This window comes from Anaerovibrio slackiae, from assembly GCF_009695585.1.
GTDB lineage: Bacteria > Bacillota > Negativicutes > Selenomonadales > Selenomonadaceae > Anaerovibrio > Anaerovibrio slackiae.
On the sequence record NZ_VUNR01000001.1, the window covers coordinates 24,818 to 50,955 of the forward strand.

General features: G+C 51.7%; 27 protein-coding genes. All 27 read left to right on the forward strand.

The features are described from left to right. The first annotated feature begins 167 nt into the window (after positions 1 to 167). Entirely contained in the window at positions 168 to 884 is a 717-nt protein-coding gene (gene rpsB / locus FYJ84_RS00125) for a 30S ribosomal protein S2 (protein WP_154404930.1), read from the forward strand. A 115-nt stretch (positions 885 to 999) separates the two neighbouring features. Beyond that, positions 1,000 to 1,866 carry a translation elongation factor Ts gene (tsf, locus tag FYJ84_RS00130; RefSeq protein ID WP_154404932.1) on the forward strand — a complete coding sequence of 289 codons (867 nt, stop codon included), beginning with the start codon at positions 1,000 to 1,002 and terminating at the stop codon, positions 1,864 to 1,866. Between the two features lie 108 nt (positions 1,867 to 1,974). Then, the gene (gene pyrH, locus FYJ84_RS00135; protein ID WP_277006766.1) at positions 1,975 to 2,697 is read left to right on the forward strand and encodes a UMP kinase; all 723 of its coding nucleotides are present in this window, start codon (positions 1,975 to 1,977) and stop codon (positions 2,695 to 2,697) included. Continuing rightward, a complete protein-coding gene (gene frr / locus FYJ84_RS00140; RefSeq protein WP_405720651.1) occupies positions 2,697 to 3,257 on the forward strand; it encodes a ribosome recycling factor in 561 nt (186 codons plus the stop codon). The genes pyrH and frr overlap by 1 nt, the downstream gene beginning before the upstream one ends. Continuing rightward, positions 3,257 to 3,544 carry a PASTA domain-containing protein gene (locus FYJ84_RS00145; RefSeq protein WP_235901282.1) on the forward strand — a complete coding sequence of 96 codons (288 nt, stop codon included), beginning with the start codon at positions 3,257 to 3,259 and terminating at the stop codon, positions 3,542 to 3,544. The genes frr and FYJ84_RS00145 overlap by 1 nt, the downstream gene beginning before the upstream one ends. Then, positions 3,525 to 3,695 carry a DUF362 domain-containing protein gene (locus FYJ84_RS00150; RefSeq protein WP_154404936.1) on the forward strand — a complete coding sequence of 57 codons (171 nt, stop codon included), beginning with the start codon at positions 3,525 to 3,527 and terminating at the stop codon, positions 3,693 to 3,695. The genes FYJ84_RS00145 and FYJ84_RS00150 overlap by 20 nt, the downstream gene beginning before the upstream one ends. 99 nt (positions 3,696 to 3,794) lie before the next feature. Beyond that, positions 3,795 to 4,580 carry an isoprenyl transferase gene (locus FYJ84_RS00155; RefSeq protein WP_328596295.1) on the forward strand — a complete coding sequence of 262 codons (786 nt, stop codon included), beginning with the start codon at positions 3,795 to 3,797 and terminating at the stop codon, positions 4,578 to 4,580. A gap of 93 nt (positions 4,581 to 4,673) precedes the next feature. After that, positions 4,674 to 5,504, forward strand: a complete 831-nt coding sequence (locus FYJ84_RS00160; RefSeq protein WP_154404940.1) for a phosphatidate cytidylyltransferase — start codon at positions 4,674 to 4,676, stop codon at positions 5,502 to 5,504. 6 nt (positions 5,505 to 5,510) lie between these two features. Continuing rightward, entirely contained in the window at positions 5,511 to 6,665 is a 1,155-nt protein-coding gene (locus tag FYJ84_RS00165) for a 1-deoxy-D-xylulose-5-phosphate reductoisomerase (RefSeq protein WP_154404942.1), read from the forward strand. Positions 6,666 to 6,669: 4 nt separating this feature from the next. Beyond that, on the forward strand, positions 6,670 to 7,809 hold the full coding sequence (gene rseP, locus FYJ84_RS00170) for an RIP metalloprotease RseP (RefSeq protein WP_154404944.1): 1,140 nt from the start codon (positions 6,670 to 6,672) through the stop codon (positions 7,807 to 7,809). An 11-nt stretch (positions 7,810 to 7,820) separates the two neighbouring features. Next, positions 7,821 to 8,888 carry a flavodoxin-dependent (E)-4-hydroxy-3-methylbut-2-enyl-diphosphate synthase gene (ispG, locus tag FYJ84_RS00175; RefSeq protein WP_154404946.1) on the forward strand — a complete coding sequence of 356 codons (1,068 nt, stop codon included), beginning with the start codon at positions 7,821 to 7,823 and terminating at the stop codon, positions 8,886 to 8,888. Positions 8,889 to 8,890: 2 nt separating this feature from the next. Beyond that, positions 8,891 to 10,600 carry a proline--tRNA ligase gene (locus tag FYJ84_RS00180; protein ID WP_154404948.1) on the forward strand — a complete coding sequence of 570 codons (1,710 nt, stop codon included), beginning with the start codon at positions 8,891 to 8,893 and terminating at the stop codon, positions 10,598 to 10,600. Between the two features lie 156 nt (positions 10,601 to 10,756). Further along, positions 10,757 to 11,290 (forward strand): YceD family protein, encoded by a 534-nt coding sequence (locus FYJ84_RS00185; RefSeq protein ID WP_154404950.1) that lies wholly within the window; start codon positions 10,757 to 10,759, stop codon positions 11,288 to 11,290. Positions 11,291 to 11,313: 23 nt separating this feature from the next. After that, positions 11,314 to 11,493 carry a 50S ribosomal protein L32 gene (gene rpmF / locus FYJ84_RS00190; RefSeq protein WP_154404952.1) on the forward strand — a complete coding sequence of 60 codons (180 nt, stop codon included), beginning with the start codon at positions 11,314 to 11,316 and terminating at the stop codon, positions 11,491 to 11,493. A 343-nt stretch (positions 11,494 to 11,836) separates the two neighbouring features. Beyond that, entirely contained in the window at positions 11,837 to 12,400 is a 564-nt protein-coding gene (gene fapR, locus FYJ84_RS00195) for a transcription factor FapR (RefSeq protein WP_154404954.1), read from the forward strand. 11 nt (positions 12,401 to 12,411) lie between these two features. Further along, a complete protein-coding gene (gene plsX / locus FYJ84_RS00200; protein ID WP_277006789.1) occupies positions 12,412 to 13,440 on the forward strand; it encodes a phosphate acyltransferase PlsX in 1,029 nt (342 codons plus the stop codon). After that, positions 13,421 to 14,425: a beta-ketoacyl-ACP synthase III gene (locus FYJ84_RS00205; protein ID WP_154404956.1), complete on the forward strand. Its 1,005-nt coding sequence runs from the start codon at positions 13,421 to 13,423 to the stop codon at positions 14,423 to 14,425. The genes plsX and FYJ84_RS00205 overlap by 20 nt, the downstream gene beginning before the upstream one ends. A 1-nt stretch (position 14,426) precedes the next feature. Beyond that, positions 14,427 to 15,374 carry an enoyl-[acyl-carrier-protein] reductase FabK gene (gene fabK, locus FYJ84_RS00210; protein WP_154404958.1) on the forward strand — a complete coding sequence of 316 codons (948 nt, stop codon included), beginning with the start codon at positions 14,427 to 14,429 and terminating at the stop codon, positions 15,372 to 15,374. Positions 15,375 to 15,464: 90 nt separating this feature from the next. Beyond that, a complete protein-coding gene (gene fabD, locus FYJ84_RS00215) occupies positions 15,465 to 16,406 on the forward strand; it encodes an ACP S-malonyltransferase (protein ID WP_154404960.1) in 942 nt (313 codons plus the stop codon). Position 16,407: 1 nt separating this feature from the next. Continuing rightward, positions 16,408 to 17,151: a 3-oxoacyl-[acyl-carrier-protein] reductase gene (gene fabG, locus FYJ84_RS00220; protein ID WP_154404962.1), complete on the forward strand. Its 744-nt coding sequence runs from the start codon at positions 16,408 to 16,410 to the stop codon at positions 17,149 to 17,151. 40 nt (positions 17,152 to 17,191) lie between these two features. Then, complete coding sequence (locus FYJ84_RS00225; RefSeq protein ID WP_154404964.1) at positions 17,192 to 17,422, forward strand: acyl carrier protein; 231 nt, start codon at positions 17,192 to 17,194, stop codon at positions 17,420 to 17,422. Between the two features lie 90 nt (positions 17,423 to 17,512). Continuing rightward, complete coding sequence (locus FYJ84_RS00230; protein ID WP_154404966.1) at positions 17,513 to 18,454, forward strand: NAD(P)H-dependent flavin oxidoreductase; 942 nt, start codon at positions 17,513 to 17,515, stop codon at positions 18,452 to 18,454. A 20-nt stretch (positions 18,455 to 18,474) separates the two neighbouring features. Beyond that, positions 18,475 to 19,719, forward strand: coding sequence for a beta-ketoacyl-ACP synthase II (gene fabF / locus FYJ84_RS00235; protein WP_154404968.1), 1,245 nt, complete (start codon positions 18,475 to 18,477; stop codon positions 19,717 to 19,719). Between the two features lie 111 nt (positions 19,720 to 19,830). Beyond that, on the forward strand, positions 19,831 to 20,577 hold the full coding sequence (rnc, locus tag FYJ84_RS00240) for a ribonuclease III (protein ID WP_154404970.1): 747 nt from the start codon (positions 19,831 to 19,833) through the stop codon (positions 20,575 to 20,577). Positions 20,578 to 20,704: 127 nt separating this feature from the next. Then, entirely contained in the window at positions 20,705 to 21,538 is an 834-nt protein-coding gene (locus FYJ84_RS00245) for an MBL fold metallo-hydrolase (protein ID WP_154404972.1), read from the forward strand. 243 nt (positions 21,539 to 21,781) lie between these two features. Further along, on the forward strand, positions 21,782 to 22,885 hold the full coding sequence (locus FYJ84_RS00250; protein WP_154405211.1) for an efflux RND transporter periplasmic adaptor subunit: 1,104 nt from the start codon (positions 21,782 to 21,784) through the stop codon (positions 22,883 to 22,885). Positions 22,886 to 22,897: 12 nt separating this feature from the next. Then, the gene (locus FYJ84_RS00255) at positions 22,898 to 26,086 is read left to right on the forward strand and encodes an efflux RND transporter permease subunit (protein WP_154404974.1); all 3,189 of its coding nucleotides are present in this window, start codon (positions 22,898 to 22,900) and stop codon (positions 26,084 to 26,086) included. Positions 26,087 to 26,138: the final 52 nt, after the last annotated feature.

A 26,138-nucleotide genomic window follows, 5' to 3' on the forward strand; every position in this document is an offset into this window, starting at 1 on the left:
ACGGATATGGTATTTTTGATAAAAAACTTGCGCAAAACCAAGAAATATGGTATAGTAGCAAGCGGTGTAATTAGAAAAACGCACGCCGGCTGATATTTGTACTGTGCCTATATGGTTTAACAAAGGATGAGGCTGGCGGAGGAAAGAAAAACAGGAGGTGCACCACTATGGCAGTTGTTTCTATGAAACAGTTATTGGAGGCTGGTGTTCATTTCGGACATCAGACCAGGAGATGGAACCCGAAGATGGCAAAGTACATCTTCACCGAGCGCAATGGTATCTATATCATTGACCTGCAGAAGACCGTAAAGAAGGCTGAGGAGGCTTACAACTTCGTACGCAGCGTAGCAGAGGAAGGCAAGACCGTTCTGTTCGTTGGTACCAAGAAGCAGGCTCAGGAGGCTATCAAGGAAGAAGCTCTGAAGGCAGACATGTACTTCGTAAACGAGCGTTGGCTGGGCGGCATGCTCACTAACTTCCAGACTATCCAGAAGCGCGTAAACCGCCTGAAGGAGCTGGAGGCTATGGAGGCTGACGGCACTTTCGAGGTCCTCACCAAGAAAGAGGTTCAGGGCCTGAGGCATGAGATGGAGAAGCTGGAGAAGTATCTCGGCGGCATCAAGGACATGGACAAGCTTCCAGGTGCTCTGTTCATCGTTGACCCTCGCAAGGAGCGCATTGCTGTTGCTGAGGCTCACAAGCTGAACATTCCTATCGTTGCTATCATCGATACCAACTGTGATCCTGATGAGATTGATTATCCAATCCCTGGCAATGATGATGCTATCCGCGCTGTACGCCTTTTGACCGGCAAGATTGCTGATGCAATCATTGAGGGCCGTCAGGGCGAGGCTGCAGAGGCTCCTGCTGAGGATGCTGAGTAATCCTATTTCTCAGATAATTTCTCAACATAAGAATTAATTGGGGTAAAGGGAGGATTTTTATCCCTTTGCCCTTTTTTGTTATAAATATCGCATAGAATTGAGGAGGAAATATATAATGGCACAGATTACTGCTGCATTGGTTAAGGAACTGCGCGAGATTACCGGCGCAGGCATGATGGACTGCAAGAAGGCCCTGGTTGAGTGCGAGGGTGACAAGGACAAGGCTATTGACTATCTCCGCGAGAAGGGCATTGCCAAGGCTGCCAAGAAGGCCGGCCGTATCGCTTCCGAGGGTGTTGTTGCAGCAGCTTCCAACGGCAGCACTGCCTGCATCGTCGAGGTAAATTCCGAGACTGACTTCGTAGCAAAGAACGAGAACTTCCAGAACCTGGTAAAGAAGATTGCCGAGCATATCGTTGCTACCAAGCCTGCTGACATGGATGCCCTGAATGCATCTGAGCTGGATGGCAAGACTGTTGCTGATGTTATGACCGAGGCTGTTGCTTCCATCGGTGAGAAGCTGTCCCTCCGTCGCTTCGAGGTTTATACTTCCGAGGATGGCAAGCTGGCTACCTACATCCACATGGGCGGCAAGATCGGTGTTATCGTTGAGCTGTCCGGCGGTGAGGATGAGCTGGGCAAGGATGTTGCTATGCAGATTGCCGCTGCAAAGCCTCAGTGCATCAGCCGTGCTGATGTTGATACTGACGCTCTTGCTCATGAGCGTGAGGTTCTCCGCAAGCAGGCTCTTGAGGAAGGCAAGCCTGAGAAGATTGTTGAGAAAATGGTTGATGGCCGTATCAACAAGTATTACAAGGAAGTATGCCTGGTTGAGCAGGAGTTTGTCAAGGATTCCGACAAGACCATTAAGGATATTCTGGGCGGCGTAGAGGTTCGTCGTTTTGCACGCTTCGAGATGGGCGAGGGCCTGGAGAAGAAGAACGAGGATTTCGCAGCAGAGGTTGCAGCTCAGATTAAGTAAGAAATTTTACATGTTTTTCCATAAAAAGAGAACAATTTATTGTTCTCTTTTTTTTAAAAGTGTATAATTAAGAGAGTATGATATTTCCGATAAGTAGGAGGGATTTGAGTGGGAGCAGCTAAATACAAGCGGGTTGTCCTGAAACTTAGTGGTGAGTCCCTGGCAGGTGATCAGGGCTTTGGCATCAATCCTGCCGTGGTGGAGACTATTGCCAAGCAGATTAAGCGTGTGCATGAGGAAGGCATTGATGTGGCTATCGTTGTAGGCGGTGGCAACATCTGGCGCGGCCTGTCCGGCAGTGCCAAGGGCATGGACAGGGCTCAGGCTGACTATATGGGCATGCTGGCAACCTGCATGAATGCGCTGGCTATGCAGGATGGCCTGCAGCAGGTGGGTGTGCCATCCCGGGTGCAGACTGCTATTGAGATGCGCCAGGTGGCAGAGCCGTATATCCGTGGCAAGGCTATCCGCCACATGGAGAAGGGGCGCGTGGTGATTTTTGGTGCCGGTACCGGCAATCCTTATTTTTCCACGGATACGACTGCTGCCCTGCGTGCAGCGGAAATCAAGGCTGATGTTATTCTCATGGGCAAGAAGGGCACTGACGGCATCTACGATTCAGATCCTAATAAAAATCCTGATGCCAAGAAGTTTGACGAGCTGAGCTATTCAGAGATTCTGGCCCGCCGTCTTGCCATCATGGACAGCACTGCTACCAGCCTGTGCATGGACAACGATATTCCGCTGGTTGTATTTAATATTGAAGATTATGAGAATATTTACCGGGCAGCTGTCGGTGAGGTCATCGGCACTACCGTAGGAGGTAACTGATTTTGGTTAAGGAAATTATTGCTAATAACGAAGAGCGTCTGGAAAAGTCTATCGCGGCCTTAAAGAGGGAGTTTGGCTCCCTGCGTGCCGGCCGTGCAACTCCGTCCCTGTTGGACAAGGTAATGGTGGATTATTATGGCACACCTACCCCTGTGAACCAGGTGGCAAAGGTTTCCGTGCCGGAGCCGCGCATGATTTTGATTACCCCGTGGGAAAAGAGCCTGATGCACGATATTGAGAAGGCAATCATGAAGTCTGACCTGGGCTTGTCCCCTAACTCTGATGGTACTGCCATCCGCCTGTCCATTCCGCAGCTTACCCAGGAACGTCGCCAGGAGCTGGTAAAGACCGTGGGCAAGAAGGCTGAGGAGGCCAAGGTTGCTATCCGCAATATCCGCCGTGACGGCAACGATGCCATCAAGAAGCTGGAGAAGGCAAAGGAGATTACCGAGGACGAGTCCAAGAAGGGGCAGGAGTCCGTTCAGAAGCTGGTTGACAAGTACATCAAGACCGTTGATACCCTGAGGGAAGCCAAGGAAAAGGAAATCATGGAGGTCTGATGGCAGGCTTTTGGGGCCGGTATTTTGAAGGAATGTGTGCTATGAGTGAGGGCAGCTTGGTGCCTGATGTGGTAGGCCTGCCCTGGGATTTGGCGAAAGGCTTGCTAAATGAGGCACATATAATGTATAATTCAGTTATCACTTATCCAACTAAGAGTTTTTTTCCTCTGGAGGATAATGGGTATTATGTCATCAGGCAGAAGCGGCTTGGTGATGGTGTTTTGGAGATTACACTGGCAGCTCGGCTGCTGAAGGAGGTGTCTGGTAATGGCTTACAAGATTGGTGATGAGTGCATTTCTTGCGGTTCCTGTGCAGGTACTTGCCCTGTAGAGGCTATCAGCGAGGGCGAGTCTCATTATGAGATCAGCGAGGATACTTGCGTTGAGTGCGGTGCCTGCGCAGCAGGTTGCCCTGTAGGTGCTATCGTAGCTCCTTGATGACTTTTTTGGCGCGGCCTTGTCCGTGCCGGGAAGAACCACATGCCCCTCTGAAGTGCTTTGGAGGGGCTTATTTTCTTAGTACAGGAGGGTATCATCGTGTGGAAAAAATTGTTTTCTAGTGTACAGAAAAATGATGATGCTTCGGACAAATCTTATCTTGAGGAATTGACTGAGGATCAGCTGCCACAGCATGTGGCTATTATTATGGATGGCAATGGCAGATGGGCTACTGGCCAGGGGCTGATCCGTACTGCCGGTCACAAGGCCGGTGTAAAGACGTTGAAGAAAATTGTCAAGGCGTGTACTGCCCTGGGGCTTAATGCTTTGACAGTATATGCATTTTCTACTGAAAATTGGAAACGGCCTCATGCGGAGGTTGATTTCTTAATGGATCTGTTCTCGGAATATCTTGCCAAAGAGATTGATGAGATGGATGAGGATAATGTAAGGATTGATTTTATTGGCCGCACCTGGGAGCTTTCCAAGGGGCTGCAGAAGCAGATTGCGGATGCCAGGCAGCAGACGAAGGACAATACCGGGGTGAGGTTCACTGTAGCCGTGAATTATGGCGGCCAGGATGAGCTGGTGCGTGCGGTGCAGGAGCTGGCTGCCCAGTCTGCTAAAGGGATGGTGAAGCCTGAGGAGATAAGTGCGGAGGATATTGAGCAGCAGCTGGATACCTGCGGCCTGCCCCCGGTGGATCTTGTTATCCGCACCAGCGGCGACATGCGCCTCAGCAATTTCCTGCTGTGGCAGACTGCCTATGCGGAGTTCTGGTTCACGGATACCAACTGGCCTGATTTTACCCAGGAGGAGTTTGGCAGGGCATTGCATGAGTATGCCCATCGCGACAGGCGTTTTGGCGGCTTATCGAAGAAATAATAATAGCCTGCTGACTGGCGGTGAGGTGTGCTGCATAGGTGGCAGGTCTTGTGGCCGGCAGCGGTCAAGGCTGTATAATGAGAGGTTGTTTGCATGTTAGTTAGGATAATTACCGGCATCGTGGGCATCGGCCTGGCGGCCTTTGTCATTCAGGCAGGCGGTACGCTGTTTGCTGTCTGCGGCCTGGTGCTGGCACTGGGTGCCTGGTTTGAGTATTGTAATGCTTTTGATAAGAAGGGATACCGTCCTGCCTTGGTGATAGGCGGCTTGTTTGTGTCTGCCATGTGCTATGCTGCTTATGGCGGTCTTGACACGGGGCTTCTGACTATGCTGTCCCTGGGGGCGGTACTGGTGATGTTTTTGCTGACGGTGCTGCTGCATGGCTCCTTCAGCGTGCCTTCGGCAGCTGTTTCAGCAGCCGGTGTGCTGTATCTGGGCATGTCCTTTGCCCATCTGATCGGGCTCCGGGTGATGGAGCATGGCATGGCGCCGGTGGAGACTCAGCTTGGAGTGTTGGAGCCGGGCTGTGCCCTGATCTGGACTGCTTTGATTGGTACCTGGGCCAGCGATACCTTTGCCTATTTTGCCGGGTCCTTTTTGGGTCGGCACAAGCTTTGCCCGTCCATCAGCCCGGGCAAGACTGTGGAAGGCTTTGTTGGCGGCCTGATTGGCACTACTGCTTCTGTGGCAGGGCTTGGGGTGCTGTTTGGCTTTGATGTGCAGATGATGGCTGTGCTGGGGTTGTGCATCTGCATTATTGCTACACTGGGGGATCTGGTGGAGTCAGTTATGAAGCGTTATACGGGTATCAAGGACTCCGGGCATATTATTCCGGGCCATGGCGGTATCTGGGACAGGTTTGACAGCGTTATTTATACGGTGCCTTTTGTGTATTATTTTGTGCAGTTTGTGGCTTTGAGGTAACGGTTTATGAAAAATTTGATTGTTTTGGGCTCTACCGGCTCTATCGGCACCCAGACCCTGGATGTGGTGCGGGAGCATCCTGATTTATTCCATGTGTCCGTGCTGGTGGCTAACCGTAGTGATGAGCTGTTGGAAAAGCAGATAGAGGAGTTTCAGCCGGAGCTGGCTGTGCTGTCTGATGAGATAGCCTATGGGAGGCTGAAGGAACGGTATCAGGGCAGGACGGAGCTGGCTGGCGGACGCCGGGCGGTAATTGAGGCGGCGGCTTATCCTGCCGGGGATGTGGTGGTGACTTCCCTGATGGGCTTTGCCGGGCTGGAGCCTACCATGGCGGCACTGGAGGCAGGCAAGGATATTGCCCTGGCCAACAAGGAAACTTTGGTGGTGGCAGGTGAGCTGGTCATGGCAAAGGCCAGGGAGCTGGGCCGGGCTATCCTGCCCGTGGACAGCGAGCATTGTGCCCTGTTCCAGTGCTTGCAGGGGCAGGATGCCTCTGCTGTGGAAAGGCTGATCCTGACTGCTTCCGGGGGACCTTTCCGGGGCAGGAAGGCAGCAGAATTGACCGAAGTTACTAAAAAAGATGTGCTGGCGCATCCTACCTGGAATATGGGACAGAAGATTACGGTGGATTCGGCCTCTCTTGTGAACAAAGGGCTGGAGGTTATAGAGGCGCGCTGGCTTTATGATGTGGATTATGACCGCATTCAGGTGGTGGTGCACCCTCAGAGCATAGTCCATTCCATGGTGCAGTATCATGATGGCACTGTCATGGCGCAGCTGGGCTGCACGGATATGCGTCTGCCCATACAGTATGCCCTGACCTATCCTGACAGGGTAGCATCCGGTTTCCCGCGGGTGGATTTTTATGAGCTGGCGAAGCTGACCTTTGAGAAGCCTGACCTGGACACCTTTCGGGGCTTGAAGCTGGCCTTTGAGGCAGGCCGTACAGGTGGTACTATGCCTTGCATCATGAATGCTGCCAACGAGGTGGCTGTAGAGGCATTTTTGCAGGGCAGGACGGGCTTTTTGGATATTTATACCCTGATTGAAAGGGCGATGGCTGCCGGTAACGTGGAGTATCAGCCTGACCTGGAGCAGCTTCTGGCGGCTGACCAGTGGGCCAGAAGCTTTACCAGAAGCCGGCTGGAAAAGATGAGGTGACTTTATGACGACAATTGTGGCGGCGATTTTTGTTTTTGGCCTTCTGGTGCTGGTGCATGAGCTGGGACATTTTATAGTGGCAAAGCTCACCGGCATGCGGGTGGATGAGTTCGCTATCGGTTTCGGGCCGAAGCTGTGGAGCCGCAAATACGGTGAAACACTGTATGCTATTCGTGCCGTGCCCCTGGGGGGCTTTAACAGGATTGCCGGTATGGATTATGAGATCATTGAGCGCATGGGCAATGAGGCGGAGGAAAATGCAGAGGATGATGGCAAGCCTGGTGGCTGGAAGCGCTATGTGCCATCTGTAAGCAGGGATAATGTGGTGATGGTGCCGGATGAGGAAGGTGCCGGTGAACGTGCCTATTTCCGCCGTCCAGTCTGGGCAAGGATGCTGATGGTTCTGGCAGGTTCCTTCATGAATTTTGTCCTGCCTATATTCATCTTTTTCGGGATTTTTTATTTTTCCGGAGTGGCAACGCCTTCGCCGGAGCCGGTCATCGGAGCTGTCATGGCGGAGAAGCCGGCAGCTATGGCAGGGCTTATGAAGGGTGACAGGATTCTGACCATTGACGGCAGTGAGGTTACCAAATGGGAAGATATTTCCCGCCAGATTCAGGGTGCAGAGGGCAAGCCTTTTAAGCTGACATATCAGCGGGATGGTGAGGTTCGGTCTGCTACCCTGATACCTGAGGAGGAGCCGGACAGCAAGCGTGTTATCATTGGCATCACCAGCAGTGCTGATATCTATCAGCCGGGGATTTTGGAAGCGGCTGGGCTGGCTTTCCAGAAGGTGGTCTTTGTGCTGATGGCCATGCTGGGGGCACTTATCCAGCTGGTACAGGGCTCTGTGGGGGCGGATGCGCTGTCAGGTCCTGTGGGGATCGTGCAAATGACCGGCGAGGTAGCCAATCAGGGGATTTTGCCTCTTTTGAACTTTGCGGCGTTTTTGAGCCTGAATCTGGGGCTTATCAACCTTTTGCCTGTACCTGCCCTGGATGGCGGCCATTTTGTGATGCTGGTGCTGGAGGGACTTAGGGGCAAGCCACTGGGGCCGAAGGCAATGTATTACATTCAGGCGGCAGGTGTCACCCTGCTGGTGTCCCTGATGATATTTACGACGTTTAATGACCTGATGAAGTGAGGTTTGGGTACATGATAGAACGGAAAAAAACTCGCAGGATTTATATTGGCGATGTGGCTATTGGGGATGGTGCACCGGTTTCGGTGCAGTCCATGACCAATACTAAGACTACGGATACAGAGGCTACGGTGGCACAGATCAATGCCCTGCAGGCGGCAGGCTGTGACATTGTGCGGCTGGCGGTGCCGGATATGGAGGCGGCACTGAATCTTGGCAATATTATCAAAAAAGTCAATGTGCCGCTGGTGGCGGATATCCACTTTGATTACCGCCTGGCACTGGAAGCCATCAGGCAGGGGATTTCTGCCCTGCGCCTGAACCCTGGCAACATCGGTGGGGAGGAAAATGTCAAGGCTGTGGTGAAGGCGGCCAAGGAGCGGCGTATTCCTATCCGTATCGGCGTCAATGCCGGTTCCCTGGACAAGGTGCTCCTGGCGAAGTATAGCGGCGTAACGGCGGAGGCTTTGGTGGAGTCTGCCCTGCAGCATGTGAGGATTTTGGAGGCGCAGGAGTTTTATGATCTGAAGATTTCCCTGAAGGCTCATGATGTTCCTTTGACGCTGGAGGCATACAAGCTCATGTCGGAAAAGGTGGATTATCCGTTGCATCTGGGCATTACCGAGGCTGGTACGGCACGTACCGGCATGATTAAGTCCGCGGTAGGCATTGGCGCCCTTTTGGCACAGGGGATTGGCGATACCTTCCGTATTTCCCTCACCGGAGACCCGGTGGTGGAGGTGAAGGTGGCCAACGAGATTTTGAAGTCCCTTGGCATGAAGGAATACGGCCCTACGCTGATTTCCTGCCCGACCTGTGGCAGGACCTGCATTGACCTGGCCGGTATTGCCGACCAGGTGGAGGCACGGCTGGCTGATATCAAGGAGCCGATTTCCGTGGCTGTCATGGGCTGTGTGGTGAATGGCCCCGGTGAGGCCCGCGGTGCAGATGTGGGCATCGCAGGTGGCAAGGGGGAAGGCCTGGTGTTCCGCAAGGGCGAGATTGTCCGCAAGGTGGCGGAGACTGAGCTGGTAGATGAATTGTTCAAGGAAATAAAATCCATTCTGGAGGAGGAAAAATAAAATTGCGTACTACTAATCTTTATGCACCTACATTACGGGAGACTCCGGCTGAAGCGGAGGTCAGGAGCCATCAGCTTATGCTGCGGGCCGGCATGATCAGGAAGGCTGCCGGCGGCCTTTATACCTATCTGCCTCTGGCATGGCGTACTATCAAGAAGATTGAGCAGATTATCCGTGAGGAAATGGACGAGGCAGGCGGCCAGGAGATTTCCATGCCGATTGTGCAGCCTGCGGAAATCTGGCAGGAAAGCGGCCGCTGGAGCGTGTACGGTGATGAGATGTTCCGGGTGCGTGACCGTCATGGCCGTCAGTTCTGCCTGGGGCCTACCCATGAGGAAATGGTGACTACCCTGGTGCGTGATGAAGTGCGTTCCTACAAGCAGCTGCCTTTGATGCTGTATCAGATTCAGAATAAGTATCGTGATGAGATACGCCCCCGCTTCGGTTTGATGCGTGGCCGTGAGTTCATCATGAAGGATTTGTATTCCTTTGACAAGGACGAGGAAGGCATGAATCTCTCTTATCAGAAGATGTATGATGCCTATACCCGTATCTATACCCGTATGGGGCTGGATTTCCGCCCGGTAGAGGCTGATAACGGCGCCATCGGCGGCGGCCATTCCCATGAGTTCACCGTGCTGGCAGCAGCCGGTGAGTCCAACATAGCTTACTGCGACAGCTGTGACTATGCAGCCAGCGATGAAAAGGCGGAGCTGAATGTCATCAGGGCATTGGAGGAAGAAGCAAAGCCTTTGGAAAAAGTGGCAACTCCGGACGCCCACACTATTGAGCTGGTGGCAGAGTGCCTGAACCTGCCGCTGGAAAAGTGCATCAAGGCAGTGGCTTTCCAGACGGATACTGATGAGCTGGTGCTGGCATTTGTCCGTGGTGACCATGAGGTAAATGATGTAAAGGTCATCAACCTGATTGAGGGGGCGATTGAGCTCAGGATGGCTGACGAGGCTGTGATTGAGGCGGCTGGCGGCTGTCCTGGCTTCATGAGCCCTATCGGCATCAAGGAAGGCACCAGGATTGTCGTAGACCAGACCGTTATGGAGATGTATAATGCCTGTGCCGGTGCTAACGAAAAGGATATGCACTACATCAACGTAAATCCGAAGCGTGATTTCAAGGATGTAGTTGTAGCTGATATCCGCATGGTGAAGGCAGGGGATATCTGCCCTCGCTGCGGCGGCACCATCAAGATGACCAGGGGCATCGAGGCTGGCCAGGTATTTACCCTGGGCACCAAGTATTCCAAGGCTCTGGGGGCTACCTTCCTGGATGAGAACGGCAGGGAGCAGCCGATGGTCATGGGCTGCTACGGCATCGGCGTAGGACGCACCATGGCGGCTGCTGTGGAGCAGAACAACGATGAGAACGGCATCATCTGGCCGAAGGCTATTGCACCGTTTGAGGTTGTGGTTGTACCTGTCAACGCCAAGAATGAGGAGCAGCTGCAGCTGGCGGAGTCCATCTATGCCGAGCTGAAAAAGGCAGGGGTGGATGTGCTTCTTGATGACCGCAAGGACCGTGCCGGTGTCAAGTTCAAGGATGCAGACCTGATTGGCTATCCGCTGCGTATCACTGTAGGCCCGAAGGCTGTGGCAGAGGACGTGGTGGAGCTGAAAATCCGCCGCAGCGGCGAGACAGTCACCGCCGGCAAGGCCGATGCCGTGCAGAAGGCCCTTGAGATTCTGGCAGGCTTGTAATACTGTTTGTGTGTCTGTGGACAGCATTATTGCGGTAGGTGTACGCAGGTGGACATTGTCATGCCGCCATCATGCCACAATAAAAAACAGCCTGTCAAGAACTTTTACTTGACAAAGCATTTTTCTGTAGCTATAATTATTGAGGTTGACATTTCTATGATGAAAATCAATGTAGCAAATTTAGCTGACCGTCCCGGTGAGGAAATTCCTTTTGAGTTTACCACTACAGCCGGGGAAATAGATGCCATTGCTGACACATATTCCTTTGAGGGGGATATCGTTGTCAGGGGCGTATATGTGCATACCGGTCGCTGTTACCGTTTTACCGGGCAGATAAGCTGTACCAAGTCCTTCGTCTGTGACCGTTGCCTGGAGCCATCCTCCTTGCAGCAGGTGCATGACTTCAATGAAGAATTTCAGCATGGCAGTGAGCCTGTGTCCGGTGGCGAAAAGGCAAAAATAGTGAATTATTTTGACGGCGATGTGATAGACCTGTCTCCTGTGGTCAGGGACGTGCTTCTGTCCGACCAGCCGTTAAATAATATATGCAACGCTGATTGTCGCGGTCTGTGCCTGAAGTGCGGCGCAAACCTCAATCATGGCGATTGTGGCTGTGACCGTACTGTTATTGACCCAAGACTTGCGGCATTGCAGCAATTATTGAAGCAAAATAATTCGAGTATCGAATAATTTCCAAGGAGGTGTATCCTGAAATGGCAGTACCTAAGCGTAAGATGTCCAAGGCTCGTCGCGATTCCCGTCGTGCTAACTGGAAGTTGGAAGTTCCTGGCTATGTTGAGTGCCCTCAGTGCCATGAGCCAAAGTTGCCTCATCATGTTTGCACAGAGTGTGGTTACTATGATGGCAAGGAAGTAATTTCCGCAGCTGAATAATGAGTAATATGAGCAGAGTTTCGTTCCTTCAGTTTTATGAGGATTGAAATTCTGCTCATTTTACTTTGTGCATGCATAATATTCATGATATTGCAATATTATTGCTACATAATTGGAAAAAAACACTGTACTAAAAGCCTAAAATTTATTATACTGACATGGGGGTGTTTTGCTCAGCTGTGTGAGTTCCATTAAAATTTTATAATTTTCGCTTGCCTTTTTATATATAACCATGTATAATTGCAATCAAGTTATATGAGCTGGTACTAATTTTTCGTGAGCAGGCATCCTGGTGCAAGCAGATTGCAGCACTGTGCCTTGTTTTTATGTACAGGTGATAGAGATGGCAAGATTGAAAAAAAAGGAAAGACACGAAATTCTCTTGCGCCAGGTACGGGAAAAGCCCTTCCTGACGGATGAGGAGCTGGCGGGCCTTTTTGAGGTCAGCATTCAGACCATCCGCCTGGACCGGATGGAATTGGGCATACCTGAGGTGCGTGAGCGCATACGTCAGGTGGCTGAGAAGGCTCAGGACAACATAACCGCTTTGGAAAAGACTGAGGTTGTAGGTGACGTCATTGATTTGGAAAGAGGTCACTCAGGGATATCGCTGCTGAAGATTACCGAGGATATGGTTTTTGCCAGGAATAAGATTGCCAAGGGGCATTTTATTTTCTCTCAGGCCAATTCCCTTGCCCTGGCCCTGATTGATGCACCGCTGGCTGTGACCGGCGTGGCAAATATCAAGTACAAGGTGCCGGTGAAGGTGGGGGAGATGCTGATAGCCAAGGCAGAGGTCATCAAGCAGAGGAGCAACAAGTTTTTCGTCTGGGTAAAGACCAGGAACGAGAAGCAGGAGGTGTTCCGGGCGAAGTTTATCATGGTGTCTTTGGCAGAAGTTAATTAGGAGGCTTTTTTGTGAGAATTGCAGTTGATGCGATGGGGGGCGACTACGCACCGGCGCAGATTGTGCTGGGTGCGGTAGAAGCTGTCCGTAAGTATAAATGCGATATAGTTCTGGTAGGCGATGAGGAAAAAATAAAGGCAGAGCTGGCGAAGACCGGCATGGCCAATAATCCTCATCTGATCATTCATCATGCCAGCGAGGCCATTGAGATGGGGGAGCATCCCGTGGAGGCCATCCGCCACAAGAAGGATGCCAGCCTGGTGGTTGCCACGAAGCTGGTCAAGAGCGGTGATTGTGACGGAGTGCTGTCAGCCGGCAGCACCGGGGCAGCTACGGTGGCTGCCAAGATGTTCCTGAAGATGATTAAGGGGATTGACCGTCCTTCGATTGCCACGCCGCTGCCTACCACCCACGGCATTGCACTGCTCCTGGATTCCGGTGCCATTGTGGACTCCAAGCCCCGGGACCTGACGGAGATGGCAATGATGGGTTCGATTTTCAGCAAGTATGTTTATGGCATAGATAACCCCAAGGTGGGGCTTCTGAATATCGGTGAGGAAGAAACTAAGGGCAACAAGAAGGTTCAGGCCACGTATCCCATGCTGAAGCAGGCGAAGGATGTAAATTTCATCGGCAATATTGAAGGCCGTGATATCCCTAGCGGCAAGGCGGATGTTGTAATTTGTGATGGATTTGTTGGCAATATTGTGTTAAAATTTGCAGAAGGATTGGCTGTGACCTTATTCCAGCTGATCAAGGATGCGATTAAGAACGGCGGCATTCTGGCAAAGCTTGGCGCGGTGCTGGTAATGCCGGCCCTGAAGAAGCTGGGCAGGCGTCTGGATGTTTCCGAATATGGCGGTGCGCCGCTTTTGGGCGTAAATGGCTGCTGTATAATATGCCATGGTTCTTCCAACGCTAAAGCGATTTGCAGTGCTATTGGCGTAGCCATAGAGTGTGTGAAGAATGATGTTACGGGCCATATCCGTGACAGTATTGCAGAGGAGGAGTTGCTAGCGAATGACAGCGAAACTATATAGTGCAGGTATTCTTGGAACTGGCTATTATGTTCCAGAAAAAATAATGACTAATGCTGATTTGGAAAAGATAGTTGATACCAGTGATGAATGGATAGTTGAGAGAACAGGTATCAAGGAGCGCCGTATCGCTGAGGACGGGGTTCCTATGTCCGATTTGGCTATGAAGGCTGCTGAGAGTGCGCTGGCTGATGCCGGTACGGCTGCTGAGGAGCTTGATCTGATAATTGTTGCTACCCTGACGTCTGACAGAATTATTCCATCTACTGCTTGTATGCTTCAGAATCGTCTGGGAGCAAAGCATGCTGCGGCTTTTGATTTGTCTGCTGCATGCTCCGGGTTTGCCTATGCAGCCAGCGTGGCAGCCCAGTTTATTGAGACCGGTGTCTACAAGAAGGCACTGGTGATAGGAGCAGAAACTCTTTCCAAGTACATCAACTGGGAAGATCGCAATACATGTGTGTTGTTTGGTGACGGTGCCGGTGCTGCTGTGCTGGGGCAGGTTGAGGATGGCTATGGAATACTCAGCTTTGACCTGGGCAGTGATGGCTCCGGCGGCGATGCAATACAGATTCCTTCCAGCGGCAGCCTGATGCCTGTCAGCAAGGAATCCATAGACCAGCGGCTCAATCTCATTCACATGAATGGCAAGGAAGTTTTCAAGTTTGCTGTAAAGGCAATGGGCAGGACTGTCAAGAACTCCCTGGAGAAGATTGGCATGCCACAGGAAAAGATTGACTGGCTGGTGCCGCATCAGGCTAATATCCGTATCATAGAGTCTGCCGCAAAGCGTTTGTCCATGCCGATGGACAAGGTGATTGTCAATATCCAGAAGTACGGCAACATGTCTGCTGCCTGCATTCCAATCGCCCTGGCTGAGGCATCTGCTGCCAAGCGGTTCAAAAAGGGAGACATTATAGCACTGTCTGGTTTTGGTGCAGGGCTTACATGGGCATCCTGCATTATCAGATGGTCTAAGGAGGATTAACATGTTTGAGGAAAATCCAATTTGTAAATTATTAAATATCAAGTATCCAATATTCCAGGGCGGTATGGCGTGGATTGGCACGGCGGAGCTGGCTTCTGCCGTATCCAACGCAGGTGGCCTGGGCATTATTGGTGCCGGTCACATGCCGCCTGACCTGCTCCGGGCAGAAATCCAGAAGGCAAAGCGCTGGACCGACAAGCCTTTTGGCGTAAATATCATGCTGATGTCTCCTTTCGTAAAAGAGGTTATGCAGGTTGTGATTGACGAGCGGGTAGCAGTTGTTACTACCGGCGCCGGCAACCCGGCCGAGTATCTGCCGGCTTTGAAGGAAGTTGGCACCAAGGTTATTCCTGTGGTTGCCTCTGTAGCACTGGCAAAGCGCCTGGTGCGTTCCGGCGTTGATGCCGTTATTGCCGAGGGTACTGAGTCAGGCGGCCATATTGGTGACATTACCACCATGGCACTGGTACCTCAGGTTGTGGATGCAGTGGATGTGCCTGTTATCGCTGCCGGTGGTATCGGTGATTCCCGTGGTATCCTGGCTGCCTTTGCCCTGGGGGCATCCGGCGTGCAGATGGGCTCCCGCTTCGTGGTTTCCGAGGAGTGTATTGCCCATCCGAACTACAAGAATCTCGTCTTGAAGGCAAAGGATCGCTCCACTGTGGTTACCGGCCGTTCTACCGGCCATCCTGTCCGCGTTATCGCCAACAAGATGACCCGCGAGTATGCAGAGCTGGAGACAAATCAGGCTTCTGTTGAGGAACTGGAGAAGTTCGGTGCAGGCCGCCTGAATATGGCAACCCACAAGGGCGATGTGGAGAACGGTTCCGTCATGATCGGCCAGATCTGCGGCATGTTCCATGAGATTAAGCCTGTGGCTACTATTATTGAGGAGCTGGTAGGCGGGATTGCTGCCGTAGGTGAGCGAGTTCATAATACTCTGAAATAATCTATCTGTATTTTAAGCAATACTTTGACTTATTGCCTGTGACTTTGTTGCAGGAACATAGAGATTGTGTTTTAAAAGAAAGAGGTAAAAATGAGTAAATTAGCTTTTGTATTCCCGGGACAGGGTGCTCAGAAGGTGGGCATGGGCAAGGATTTTTTTGATAACTACGATGTTGCCAAAAAAATGTTCAAGGAGGCCGATGAGGCTCTTGGCTATTCCATCATGAAGATGTGCTTTGAGGGGCCTGAGGAGGACTTAAAGCTGACTGCCAATACCCAGCCGGCTATCCTGACCATTAGCTGCATCGCTAATGAGATTTTGAAGGAAAACGGCGTGCAGCCGGAGATTACCGGCGGCCATAGCCTGGGTGAGTATTCCGCACTGGTGGCAGCAGGTGTGCTGAAGTTTCAGGATGCTGTTGCGCTGGTGCATAAGCGTGGTGCCTATATGCAGGAGGCCGTGCCTGTAGGCGAGGGCGGTATGGCTGCTATTATAGGCGTAGACCGTGAAAAGATTGTGGAGATCTGCCAGTCCGTTTCCTCTGAGAGCCCTGTGCAGGCAGTAAACTTCAACTGCCCTGGGCAGATTGTTATTGCAGGTGCTACCCGCGGCGTGGAGCTGGCTGTGGAGGAGCTGAAGGCAGCCGGTGCCAAGAAGGCGGTTATCCTGCCTGTAAGCGCACCGTTCCATAGCACATTGATGAAGCCGGCTGCCGAGAAGCTGGCTGTGGAGCTGGACAAGGTTACCCTGTCTGATGCCAGGATTCCTGTGGTGGCAAATGTCAATGCCCAGGTGCTGACCAAGGCTGAGGATATCAAGGCAAGCCTGGTTGCCCAGGCAGCAAGCCCTGTTCTGTGGGAGGACTGCGTGGCCAAGATGAAGGAGTTTGGCGCCGATGTACTGCTGGAGGCAGGTCCTGGCAAGACTCTGTGCGGCTTCAACCGCAGAATTGACAAGTCTATTAAGAGCCTGAACGTAGAGGATGTAGAATCTTTAGAAAAATCTCTTGACTATTTCAAGGAGGTTCGTTAATATGCTTTTAGAGGGAAAAACTGCGCTTGTTACAGGTGCGTCCCGCGGCATCGGCAGGGCTATCGCCCTGAGGCTTGCCCAGGAAGGGGCTGCCGTGGCTATTAACTATGCAGGCAATACTGCTGCTGCCGAGGAAGTAAAGTCAATGATTGAGGCAGCAGGCGGCAAGGCTATTGTCGTCCAGGCTGACGTTTCCAATGGTGAAGCTGTTGATGAGATGGTCAAGACCGTTGTGGATACCTTCGGGGGCGTTGATATTCTCGTAAATAACGCCGGCATTACCAGGGACAACCTGCTGATGCGCATGAAGGAGGAGGATTGGGATGCTGTTATCAACACCAACCTCAAGAGTGCCTATTACTGCACCAAGGCTGTTACCAAGCCTATGATGAAGAAGCGCTTCGGGCGCATTGTAAATATGACTTCCGTAGTTGGCCTGACAGGCAATATCAGCCAGGCAAACTATGCAGCTGCCAAGGCAGGCCTCTTGGGCTTTTCCAAGTCCATGGCCAAGGAGCTGGCAAGCCGTGGCATTACCGTGAACATGGTAGCACCGGGCTTTATTGAGACTGATATGACGGCAGTGCTTTCTGACAAGGTCAAGGAGGCTATGATGACCGGCATTCCTATGGGCAGGGCCGGCCAGCCTGATGATGTTGCCAACGCAGTGCTGTTCCTTGTTTCTGATTGTGCGTCTTATGTTACCGGCCAGGTCATCAATGTTGATGGCGGTATGGTCATGTAACATGGATATATAGAGAACCGTAAGAGGAGGTGAAACATACATGTCTACCTTTGAGAAAGTAAGAGATATCGTAGTTGATCAGTTGGGTGTTGAGGCGGATGAGGTTTCCATCGAGTCCACTTTTATCGATGACCTGGGTGCTGACTCCCTGGATATCGTAGAGCTCATCATGGCCTTTGAGGAGGAGTTCGGCATCGAAATTCCTGATGAGGCTGCAGAGAAGATTAAGACCGTTCAGGACGTTGTTTCCTACATTGACCAGAACAAATAATTAGTGTCTTACCTTTAGGAAAGTCCCGTGAATGCATTTCGCGGGATTTTCTGACAGGGGTAGGGCGGGCCTACGAATGGAGGAGTAAATTTGAAGCTTCCTGAACTGAAGATTGGTACTAAAATTGCGAAGGTTCCAATTATGCAAGGTGGAATGGCTATTCGCTTGTCTACTGGTGCTTTGGCAGCAGCTGTGGCAAATCAGGGCGGTATCGGCCTGATTGCGGCTTCCGGCATGTCTCCGGAGGAGCTGCGTTATGAAATCAGGATGGCCCGGGCACTTTCCAAGGGCATTATTGGCATCAATATCATGTTTGCGGCAAAGAAGTTTGCCCAGATGGTGAACACTGCTATTGATGAGGGTATTGACCTGGTAGTTGCAGGTGCAGGCTTTTCCCGTGACATCTTTGCCTTGGGCAAGGAATCAGGGACTCCGGTGGTTCCGATTGTATCATCTGTAAAATTAGCGAAAATTTCTCAGCGTCTTGGTGCTGCTGCCATTGTGGTAGAGGGCAAGGAAGCAGGGGGCCATCTGGGAACTGATCAGTCCATCAAGGACATCATCCCTGATATTGTGGCTGCTGTGGATATTCCTGTCATTGCTGCCGGTGGCGTACTGCACGGCCAGGATATTGCTGATTTAATAAACATGGGGGTAAGCGGTGTCCAGATGGGTTCCCGTTTTGCCGCCAGCGCAGAGGCCAACAGCGCCCCTGCACTGAAGGAATTCTACTTGAAGGCAAAGCCGGAGGATGTAGTGGTTATCCATAGTCCGGTAGGGCTGCCGGGGCGTGCTGTCCGCAATCCGTGGGCGGAGCGTGTCATGGAAGGTCCTGTACCGCCAAACAAGTGTGATAACTGCCTGAAGGCATGCAAGCATAATTTCTGTATTATCCGCGCACTGAGCCGTGCGCAGCAGGGTGACGTAGAGACCGGCCTGGTATTTACCGGCGAGTATCTGCCTACCATTGATAAGATTTTGACCGTAGAGGAAATCTTCCGGCAGATTGAAGCAGAGGTTGCTGCTATTTAAAAAATTGTGAGGTGTTATTTTTGTCTAATCGTGTTGTGATTACCGGTTTAGGTGTAGTGAGCCCGGTTGGTATCGGCAAGGATGCTTTTTGGGATGCTATGATGACCGGCAAAAATGGTATTGATAAAATTACCCGCTTTGATGCAACTGAGTACAAGGCGCAGGTGGCTGGCGAGGTAAAGGATTTTGAGCCGGCTGATTATATGGACAAGAAGGAGTCCAAGCGCATTGACCGTTATGCCCAGTTTGCTGTAGCTGCGGCAAAGATGGCTATCGAGGATGCCAAGCTGGATCTGGAGGCAGAGGACCGTGAGCGCATCGGTACCTATGTAGGCAGCGGCATCGGCGGCATTGAGACCATGCACGGCCAGTATGAGAAGCTCTTTGACAAGGGACCTTCCCGTATCAGCCCGTTCTTCATTCCGATGATGATCGGTAACATGGCTGCCGGCCATGTATCTATTGCCTTCGGCCTGAAGGGACCGAGCAGCTGCGTGGTTACTGCCTGTGCTACCGGCACCAATAACATCGGTGATGCTTTCCGCGTGCTGCAGAGAGGCGATGCTGATGTTATGCTGGCTGGCGGTACTGAGGCCAGCATTTCCCCGGCTGCTGTGGCTGGCTTCTGTGCTATGAAGGCTCTGTGCAGCGACAGCAATGACAATCCACAGAAGGCTTCCCGTCCGTTTGATGCAACCCGCAGCGGTTTTGTTATGGGCGAGGGTGCCGGTATTGTTGTTCTGGAGACATTGGAGCATGCTGAGAAGCGCGGTGCCCATATCTACGCCGAGGTTGTGGGCTATGGCACCAATTCCGATGCTTATCATATTACCAGCCCGGCTCCCCATGGCGAGCTGCAGGCAAAGTGCATGGCACTGGCATTGAAGGATGCTGGCCTGACTCCGGCCGAGGTTGATTATGTAAATGCTCATGGCACTTCCACCCATCTGAATGACCTGGGTGAGACTGAGGCTATCAAGACTGTCTGGGGCGATGAGGCAAAGAATGTTTCCGTAAGCTCCATCAAGTCCATGACCGGTCATCTGCTGGGAGCTGCCGGTGGCGTTGAGGCTATTGCCACTGCCCTGGCTGTGGAGAATGACATGCTGCCGCCTACTATCAATTATGAGCACCCTGAGGAGGGGCTTGACCTTGATTATGTGCCGAACAAGGCAAAGGCGAAGACTGTCCGGGCAGCTATTTCCAACAACTTTGGCTTCGGCGGCCACAATGCCTGCCTGGTGCTGAAGAAGTATGCTAAATAATGGCTGAAGTGCTTAAGCAATTGTCCGGTTACGCCGGTGACCATTGTTTAGCAGGTGATTTCGTAGTTTTATATGTATTGAGGAAATGAATTAGAGTTGAAGTGTTTTATTATGAATGGTCGTGTGAGTGATCGTGTTACGGCTGAGCGCCGCCGCAGGCTGGAGGAGCTTTCCAGGAGGCTGGGGGTTTCCTTCCGCCACATCGGCTGGCTGCATCAGGCACTGACGCATACCTCCTACGCTAATGAGTCGCGTGTGAAGGTAGAGCATAATGAGCGCTTGGAATTCTTGGGAGATGCGGTGCTGGAGCTTGCTATCAGCACCTATCTCTTTAATCATTTTCCTGGACTTCCTGAGGGTGATCTGACAAAGGCCAGGGCAGCAGTGGTATGTGAGGCTAGTCTTTCCAGCCGGGCCGCGGAGCTGCATTTGGGAGATTACCTGTTGTTAGGACATGGAGAGCAAACATCAGGAGGACGGAGGCGGTCTTCTATTCTGGAGGATGCCTTTGAGTCTGTTATTGGTGCCATCTACATGGACCAGGGCTGGGAGAAGGCTCAGAGCTATGTGCTCAGGCAGCTGGAGGAGCATCTGCACAGGGTTGAGGATGGCAGTACCCGGGTGAGGGATTACAAGACCATGCTGCAGGAGCTGGTGCAGCGCCGGGCTGACAGCCATGTCAGCTATGAGCTGCTGAGTGCCACCGGGCCTGACCATGCCAAGGTGTTTGAGTTTGCTGTGAAGCTTAATGACGAAGTTTTAGGAACAGGTAAGGGTCCAAGTAAAAAGGCTGCTGAACAGCAGGCAGCACGCCAAGCTTTAGAGATTTTGAATAATCGCAAGAAAAAAGAGGCATAAACGCCTCTTTTTTTGTTATAATGGGATTTGCCAGGCAAGATAGATCCCATGGAGAAGGGGGCTCTTTTGCCGCAATAAAGAAGCATATAATAATAAGCGAAGATGAGAAAGATAAGGAGTATGAGAGATGAATGGTGTGAAAAAGCTGATTATGCTGGGCACAGGCAATGCAATGGTAACCAAGGTATTTAATACCTGCTTCTTGATTGAGCTTCCGGATGGGGAGCTTTTTATGACGGATGCCGGTGGCGGCAACGGCATTTTGAGGCAGATGGAGCTGGCAGGGGCAGATTACAGGCGGCTCCATCACATGTTTGTGACTCACGGCCATACGGACCACATCCTGGGGGCAATCTGGATGATCAGGAAGATTGCTTCCCTGATGAATAATGGCAAGTATCAGGGGCAGCTGCATATTTACTGCCACGATGTGGTGAAGGATATGCTGGAGAAGATGTGCGCCATGATGTTGAAAAAGAAGGATTTGGCCAATGTAGGCAGGGATATTCTCATCCATGAGGTCAGGGATGGGGAAAAGGTGGAGCTGCCGGAGCTTACCCTGACGGCATTTGATATTTTCTCCACCAAGGCAAAGCAGTTTGGCTATCGGATGGTGTTCAAGGATGATGGCTTGGTGCTGACCTGCCTGGGGGATGAGCCATACAATCCTCAGTGCCGTCAGTACGTTGAGGGAGCGGACTGGCTGATGTCTGAGGCATTCTGCAAGTACGATGACAGGGATGAGTTCAAGCCTTATGAAAAAAATCACAGTACTGTCAAGGAGGCAGGGGAGCTGGCGCAGCAGCTGGGAGTAGGGCATGTCGTTCTTTATCACACTGAGGATAAGACTATTTCTACTCGCAAAAGGGAATATAGGAGAGAGTGTGAAAAATATTTTAGCGGCCACGTTTTTGTGCCTGATGATTTGGATGTAATCGGGCTTGTTAGATACAAATTTTGATGGATTGTGATAGTTGAGTTTTTAGGTATTTTTCATAATAAGGGCTTATACTGTACAGTGCCTGAAATAGTGCCTGTATATGTTGACTTTTTCCCGGAGTGAATGTATCATGTACAGGGATATATTGTTCGTATTCAACCTTATTTATGTTTATATGGGAATAATAGGAGGTAGGTAGATTTGTCTAAAAAAGCTATTATAGCAATAGCCATCGTGGTGGTGGTTATTGCTGGAACACTTTTGATGGGAATTTTTGGCGGTGGCGGCGGCCGGCAGAGAGCTATGGGGGCCGTGCAGGTCAAGGCGATGAACGTGCTGGTGCAGGATACGCCTCTGACTCTTGAGTATGCAGGCTCCGTCAAGGGCAAGGATGAAGTAAAGGTGCAGGCCAGGGTGTCCGGTAATGTGACGGACAAGTATATCAAGGGCGGACAGTATGTGTCTGCCGGTCAGGCACTGTACAAGATTGATGACCGCAATTATCGGGCTGCCCTGCTGCAGGCTCAGGCCAATCTGGCCCAGGCCCAGGCAACTTATAACAATGCCCTGATTGATTTGCAGCGCAATGAGCAGCTTCTGGCAGCAGCGGCTGTTTCTGAGCAGGTAGTTACTACCCAGCGTGCCCAGGTGGCTGCTTACCAGGCAAATGTTGATGCTATGGCAGCCCTGGTACAGCAGGCTCAGCAGAATCTGGATGATACTGTTGTCTATGCACCGATGAGCGGCAAGCTGGCTGTTGATGATGTGGCTGTGGGCACTTATGCTGCCGCAGGCAACACCACGCTGGTGACGATTGGTTCCAGCAATCCGATTTTTGTGCAGTTCAGCATCAGTGAGGGCGAGTACCTGAAGTATGTGGGAGCCTCTGTAGTTCCTGGGCAGGCATTGCCTAGCAAGAGCGTAAGGATTACCCTCAGTGACGGCTCCGAGTATCCTGCTGAGGGCAGCATTGTAGAGGTTGATCGTGCTATGCAGGATAATTCCGGTTCCCTGATTGTCAAGGCGCAGTTCGACAATCCTGACGGAGTACTGGTGCCTGGTATGTTTGCCCGTGCCAAGCTCACCGGCGATACCCTTAAGGGGGCAATTCTGGTGCCGGAGCGTGCTGTGCAGCAGCTTCTGGGCAAGTCCTTCGTAATGATTGTGGGCGAGGATGGCAAGTCAAAGGCCCAGAATGTAGAGCTTGGCTCCAAGATTGGCAGCTACTGCATTGTTGAGAAGGGCTTGGCTGGCAAGGAGCAGGTTATTGTAGAGGGGCTTACCTCCCTGACCGAGGGCATGGATCTGGCTATCACCGAGGTAAAGCCGGAGGATATGGGCTTCTCCCTCACTGCAAGCAATTTATAAGGGGGCGTCCACTTGGCTAAGTTTTTTATACATAGACCGATATTTGCAATCGTAATATCCTTGCTGATTGTAATCATCGGTGTGCTGGCAGCTTTTCAGCTGCCGATTGCCCAGTATCCGCAGATTTCGCCGCCGACGATTTCCGTCAGCACCACCTATGTAGGTGCCAATGCGAAAACTGTTAATGATACGGTGGCACAGGTTATTGAGCAGCAGGTAAACGGTACCCAGGGCATGGACTACATGTCCTCTACTGCTGCTGACAGCGGCAGGTACAGCCTGAGCGTAGTGTTCAATCTGGGCACCGATGGCGACATGGATGCGGTAAAGGTGCAGAACAATGTGGCAATTGCCAACTCCAGCCTGCCTGAATCCGTAAAGTCTATGGGCGTAACTACCAGCAAATCATCCAATGATATGGCACTGATGATGGCAATGTATTCCCCGAACAAGACCTATGACCGCCCGTGGATGAAGAACTATGCGGATATTTATCTGCTGGATCAGATCAAGCGCGTAGACGGCGTAGGTGACGTAATGGTGTTTGGTGCTGACCATGCCATGCGCATCTGGGTGAACCCTGCCAAGATGGCAGAGATGAATATTACGGCTGCTGACATCATGGCAGCCATCAATGAGCAGAACGTGCAGGCTCCGGCAGGTACGGTAGGTGCCGCGCCTGTGGCTGACAGTCAGGAAAAGCAGGCCACCGGCAAGATTGATGGCCGTCTGACCAGTACCGAGGAGTTTGGCAACATCATCCTGAAGGCTACCACTGACGGACAGTATGTGCGCATCAAGGATATTGCCAGGGTAGAAACTGGTGCTGAGGACTATAACTTCATACCTAGCTACAACGGCATGGATGCAGTGGGCTTCGGTATCCAGCTCACCAGTGATGCCAACGCTATGACTACTGTAGCGGAAGTAAAGAAAATCCTGGAGAATGCCAGGGAGGACTTCCCGCCTGATTTGGAAATCAAGGAGATTGTAGACAGCACTAAGTTTATTGGTGCCTCTATCAATGAGGTTGTGCATACATTTATCGAGGCACTGGTGCTGGTTGTGCTGGTAGTATTTGTTTTCCTGCAGAACTGGCGGGCAACCCTCATTCCTCTTTTGGCAGTGCCTGTATCTTTGATAGGTACATTTATTGCCTTTACTTTCCTGGGGTTCTCCATCAACACCCTGACCTTGTTTGCCATGGTGCTGGCAATCGGCCTGGTAGTAGATGATGCGATCGTTGTTATCGAGAACGTTGAGGCGCACATGGAGAAGGGCCTGAATCCTGTGGACGCTACTGAGCGGGCCATGGACGAGGTACAGGGCCCTGTTGTGGCTATTGCCTTCGTGCTGGCGGCAGTATTTGTGCCGGTGGCATTCCTGGGGGGCATGATGGGCGTGCTGTATCGCCAGTTTGCCCTGACCATCGCTATTTCCATGGCCTTGTCGGCTTTTGTGGCACTGACACTGACACCGGCTCTCTGTGCTACTATCTTGAAGCCTCATGAGAAGAATGAAAATGAGGGCGTACTGGGACGGTTCTTTGATAAATTCAACGAGGCCTTTAACAGGATGCGCCTCAGCTATCAGGGCGTGGTGGGCTGGTTTATTGGCCACATCAAGGTTGCCCTGGTGTTTGTGGTGATTGTCTGCGGCCTGACAGGGCTCTTGTACAAGATTGTGCCGTCCACCTTCGTGCCGGATGAGGATCAGGGCTACTATGCTGTAGCAGTAAACCTGCCGGAGGGAGCTTCCCTGAACCAGACGACGAAGGTTATCGACAAGCTGATACCTGCCTTGTTGCAGGTAGAGGGTATTGACGGTGTCATGGGTATTCCTGGCTTTGACATCATGGCCTTCAGCGGCAAATCCAGTGCTGGTGCCATGTTCGTTGGCTTGAAGCCTTGGGCTGATAGGACTACTGCGGAAACACAGATTAATGCCATCGTTATGAAAACCTTTGGTGTAGGTGCCATGGTTGCGCCGGAGGCGCGGGTTATAGCCTTTAACATGCCTGCTTTGCCAGGCCTTGGTACTGTTGGCGGCTGGCAGATGGAGCTGCAGGATTTGTCCGGCCATACTGACGAGGAGCTGGATCAGATTACCAAGAAGATTCTGGCTGCGGCAAACCAGCGTCCTGAGCTGCAGGGTGTGCGCTCAACTTATTCTATTAACTCTCCTATTTATCAGTATGATATTGACAGGGAAAAGGTTAAGGCAATGGGGGTCAGCCTTTCTGATGTGTTCACTGCCATGCAGGTATTTTATGGCGGTAATCAGGTCAATGACTTCAATGAGTTTGGCCGTACCTACAAGGTAGTTGTGCAGGCAGATGAAACTTTCCGCAGTGATGTGGAAAATATGCGCTTTATGTATGTGCGCAGCAATACAGGTGCCAAGGTGCCTCTGGATTCTTTGCTAAAGCCGCGTGAAACTACTGGTGCCAGCAATATCAGCCGCTTTAATGCAGCTCGTTCTGTTGGTATTCAGGGCAACGCCGGCAACGGTTATTCCTCCGGTGAGGCCATGGCTGCCATTGAGGAAATAGTCAGGGAGGTTGCTCCTGATGGCTTCGGTATAGAGTGGTCCGGTCAGGCCCGTGAGGAGCAGAAGACCAGCAGCTCCACCAGTCAGGTGCTGGCGCTGGCATTTGTGTTTGTATTCCTCTGCCTTGCCGCCCTCTATGAGAGCTGGAGCGTACCGTTTGCAGTGCTGCTGTCTGTACCGGTAGGTATCTTTGGCGCGTTGTTCTCCGAGTATTTCCTGTCCATAGTGCAGGCTCTGGATGGTACGCCGAATGCCGGACTGCAGAACAGCGTGTACATGCAGATCGGTGTTATCATGATTATTGGTCTGGCAGCCAAGAACGCCATCCTGATTGTAGAGTTTGCCAAGATTCGTGTAGATGCCGGTATGAATCCTTTAAAGGCAGCTATTGAGGCGGCAGGACTGCGCTTGCGTCCTATTCTCATGACCTCCTTTGCTTTCATCATAGGCTGTCTGCCGCTGGCTATGGCAACGGGTGCCGGTGCGGCTGCCCGTAACGGCATGGGTGTGGCGGTAGTTGGCGGTATGCTCTTTGCAACTGGCATCGCTATCTTCATCATCCCTGCCTTCTATGTGATGACCGAGTACATTTCCAGGACTTTGGGCATCAGGAAGACGGAGAAGAAGAAGACTTCTACCGATTACATGTAATGGTGCGTAATTGCAAATTTGCTTGAAATATCAAGCTCGGATTTTACAATCT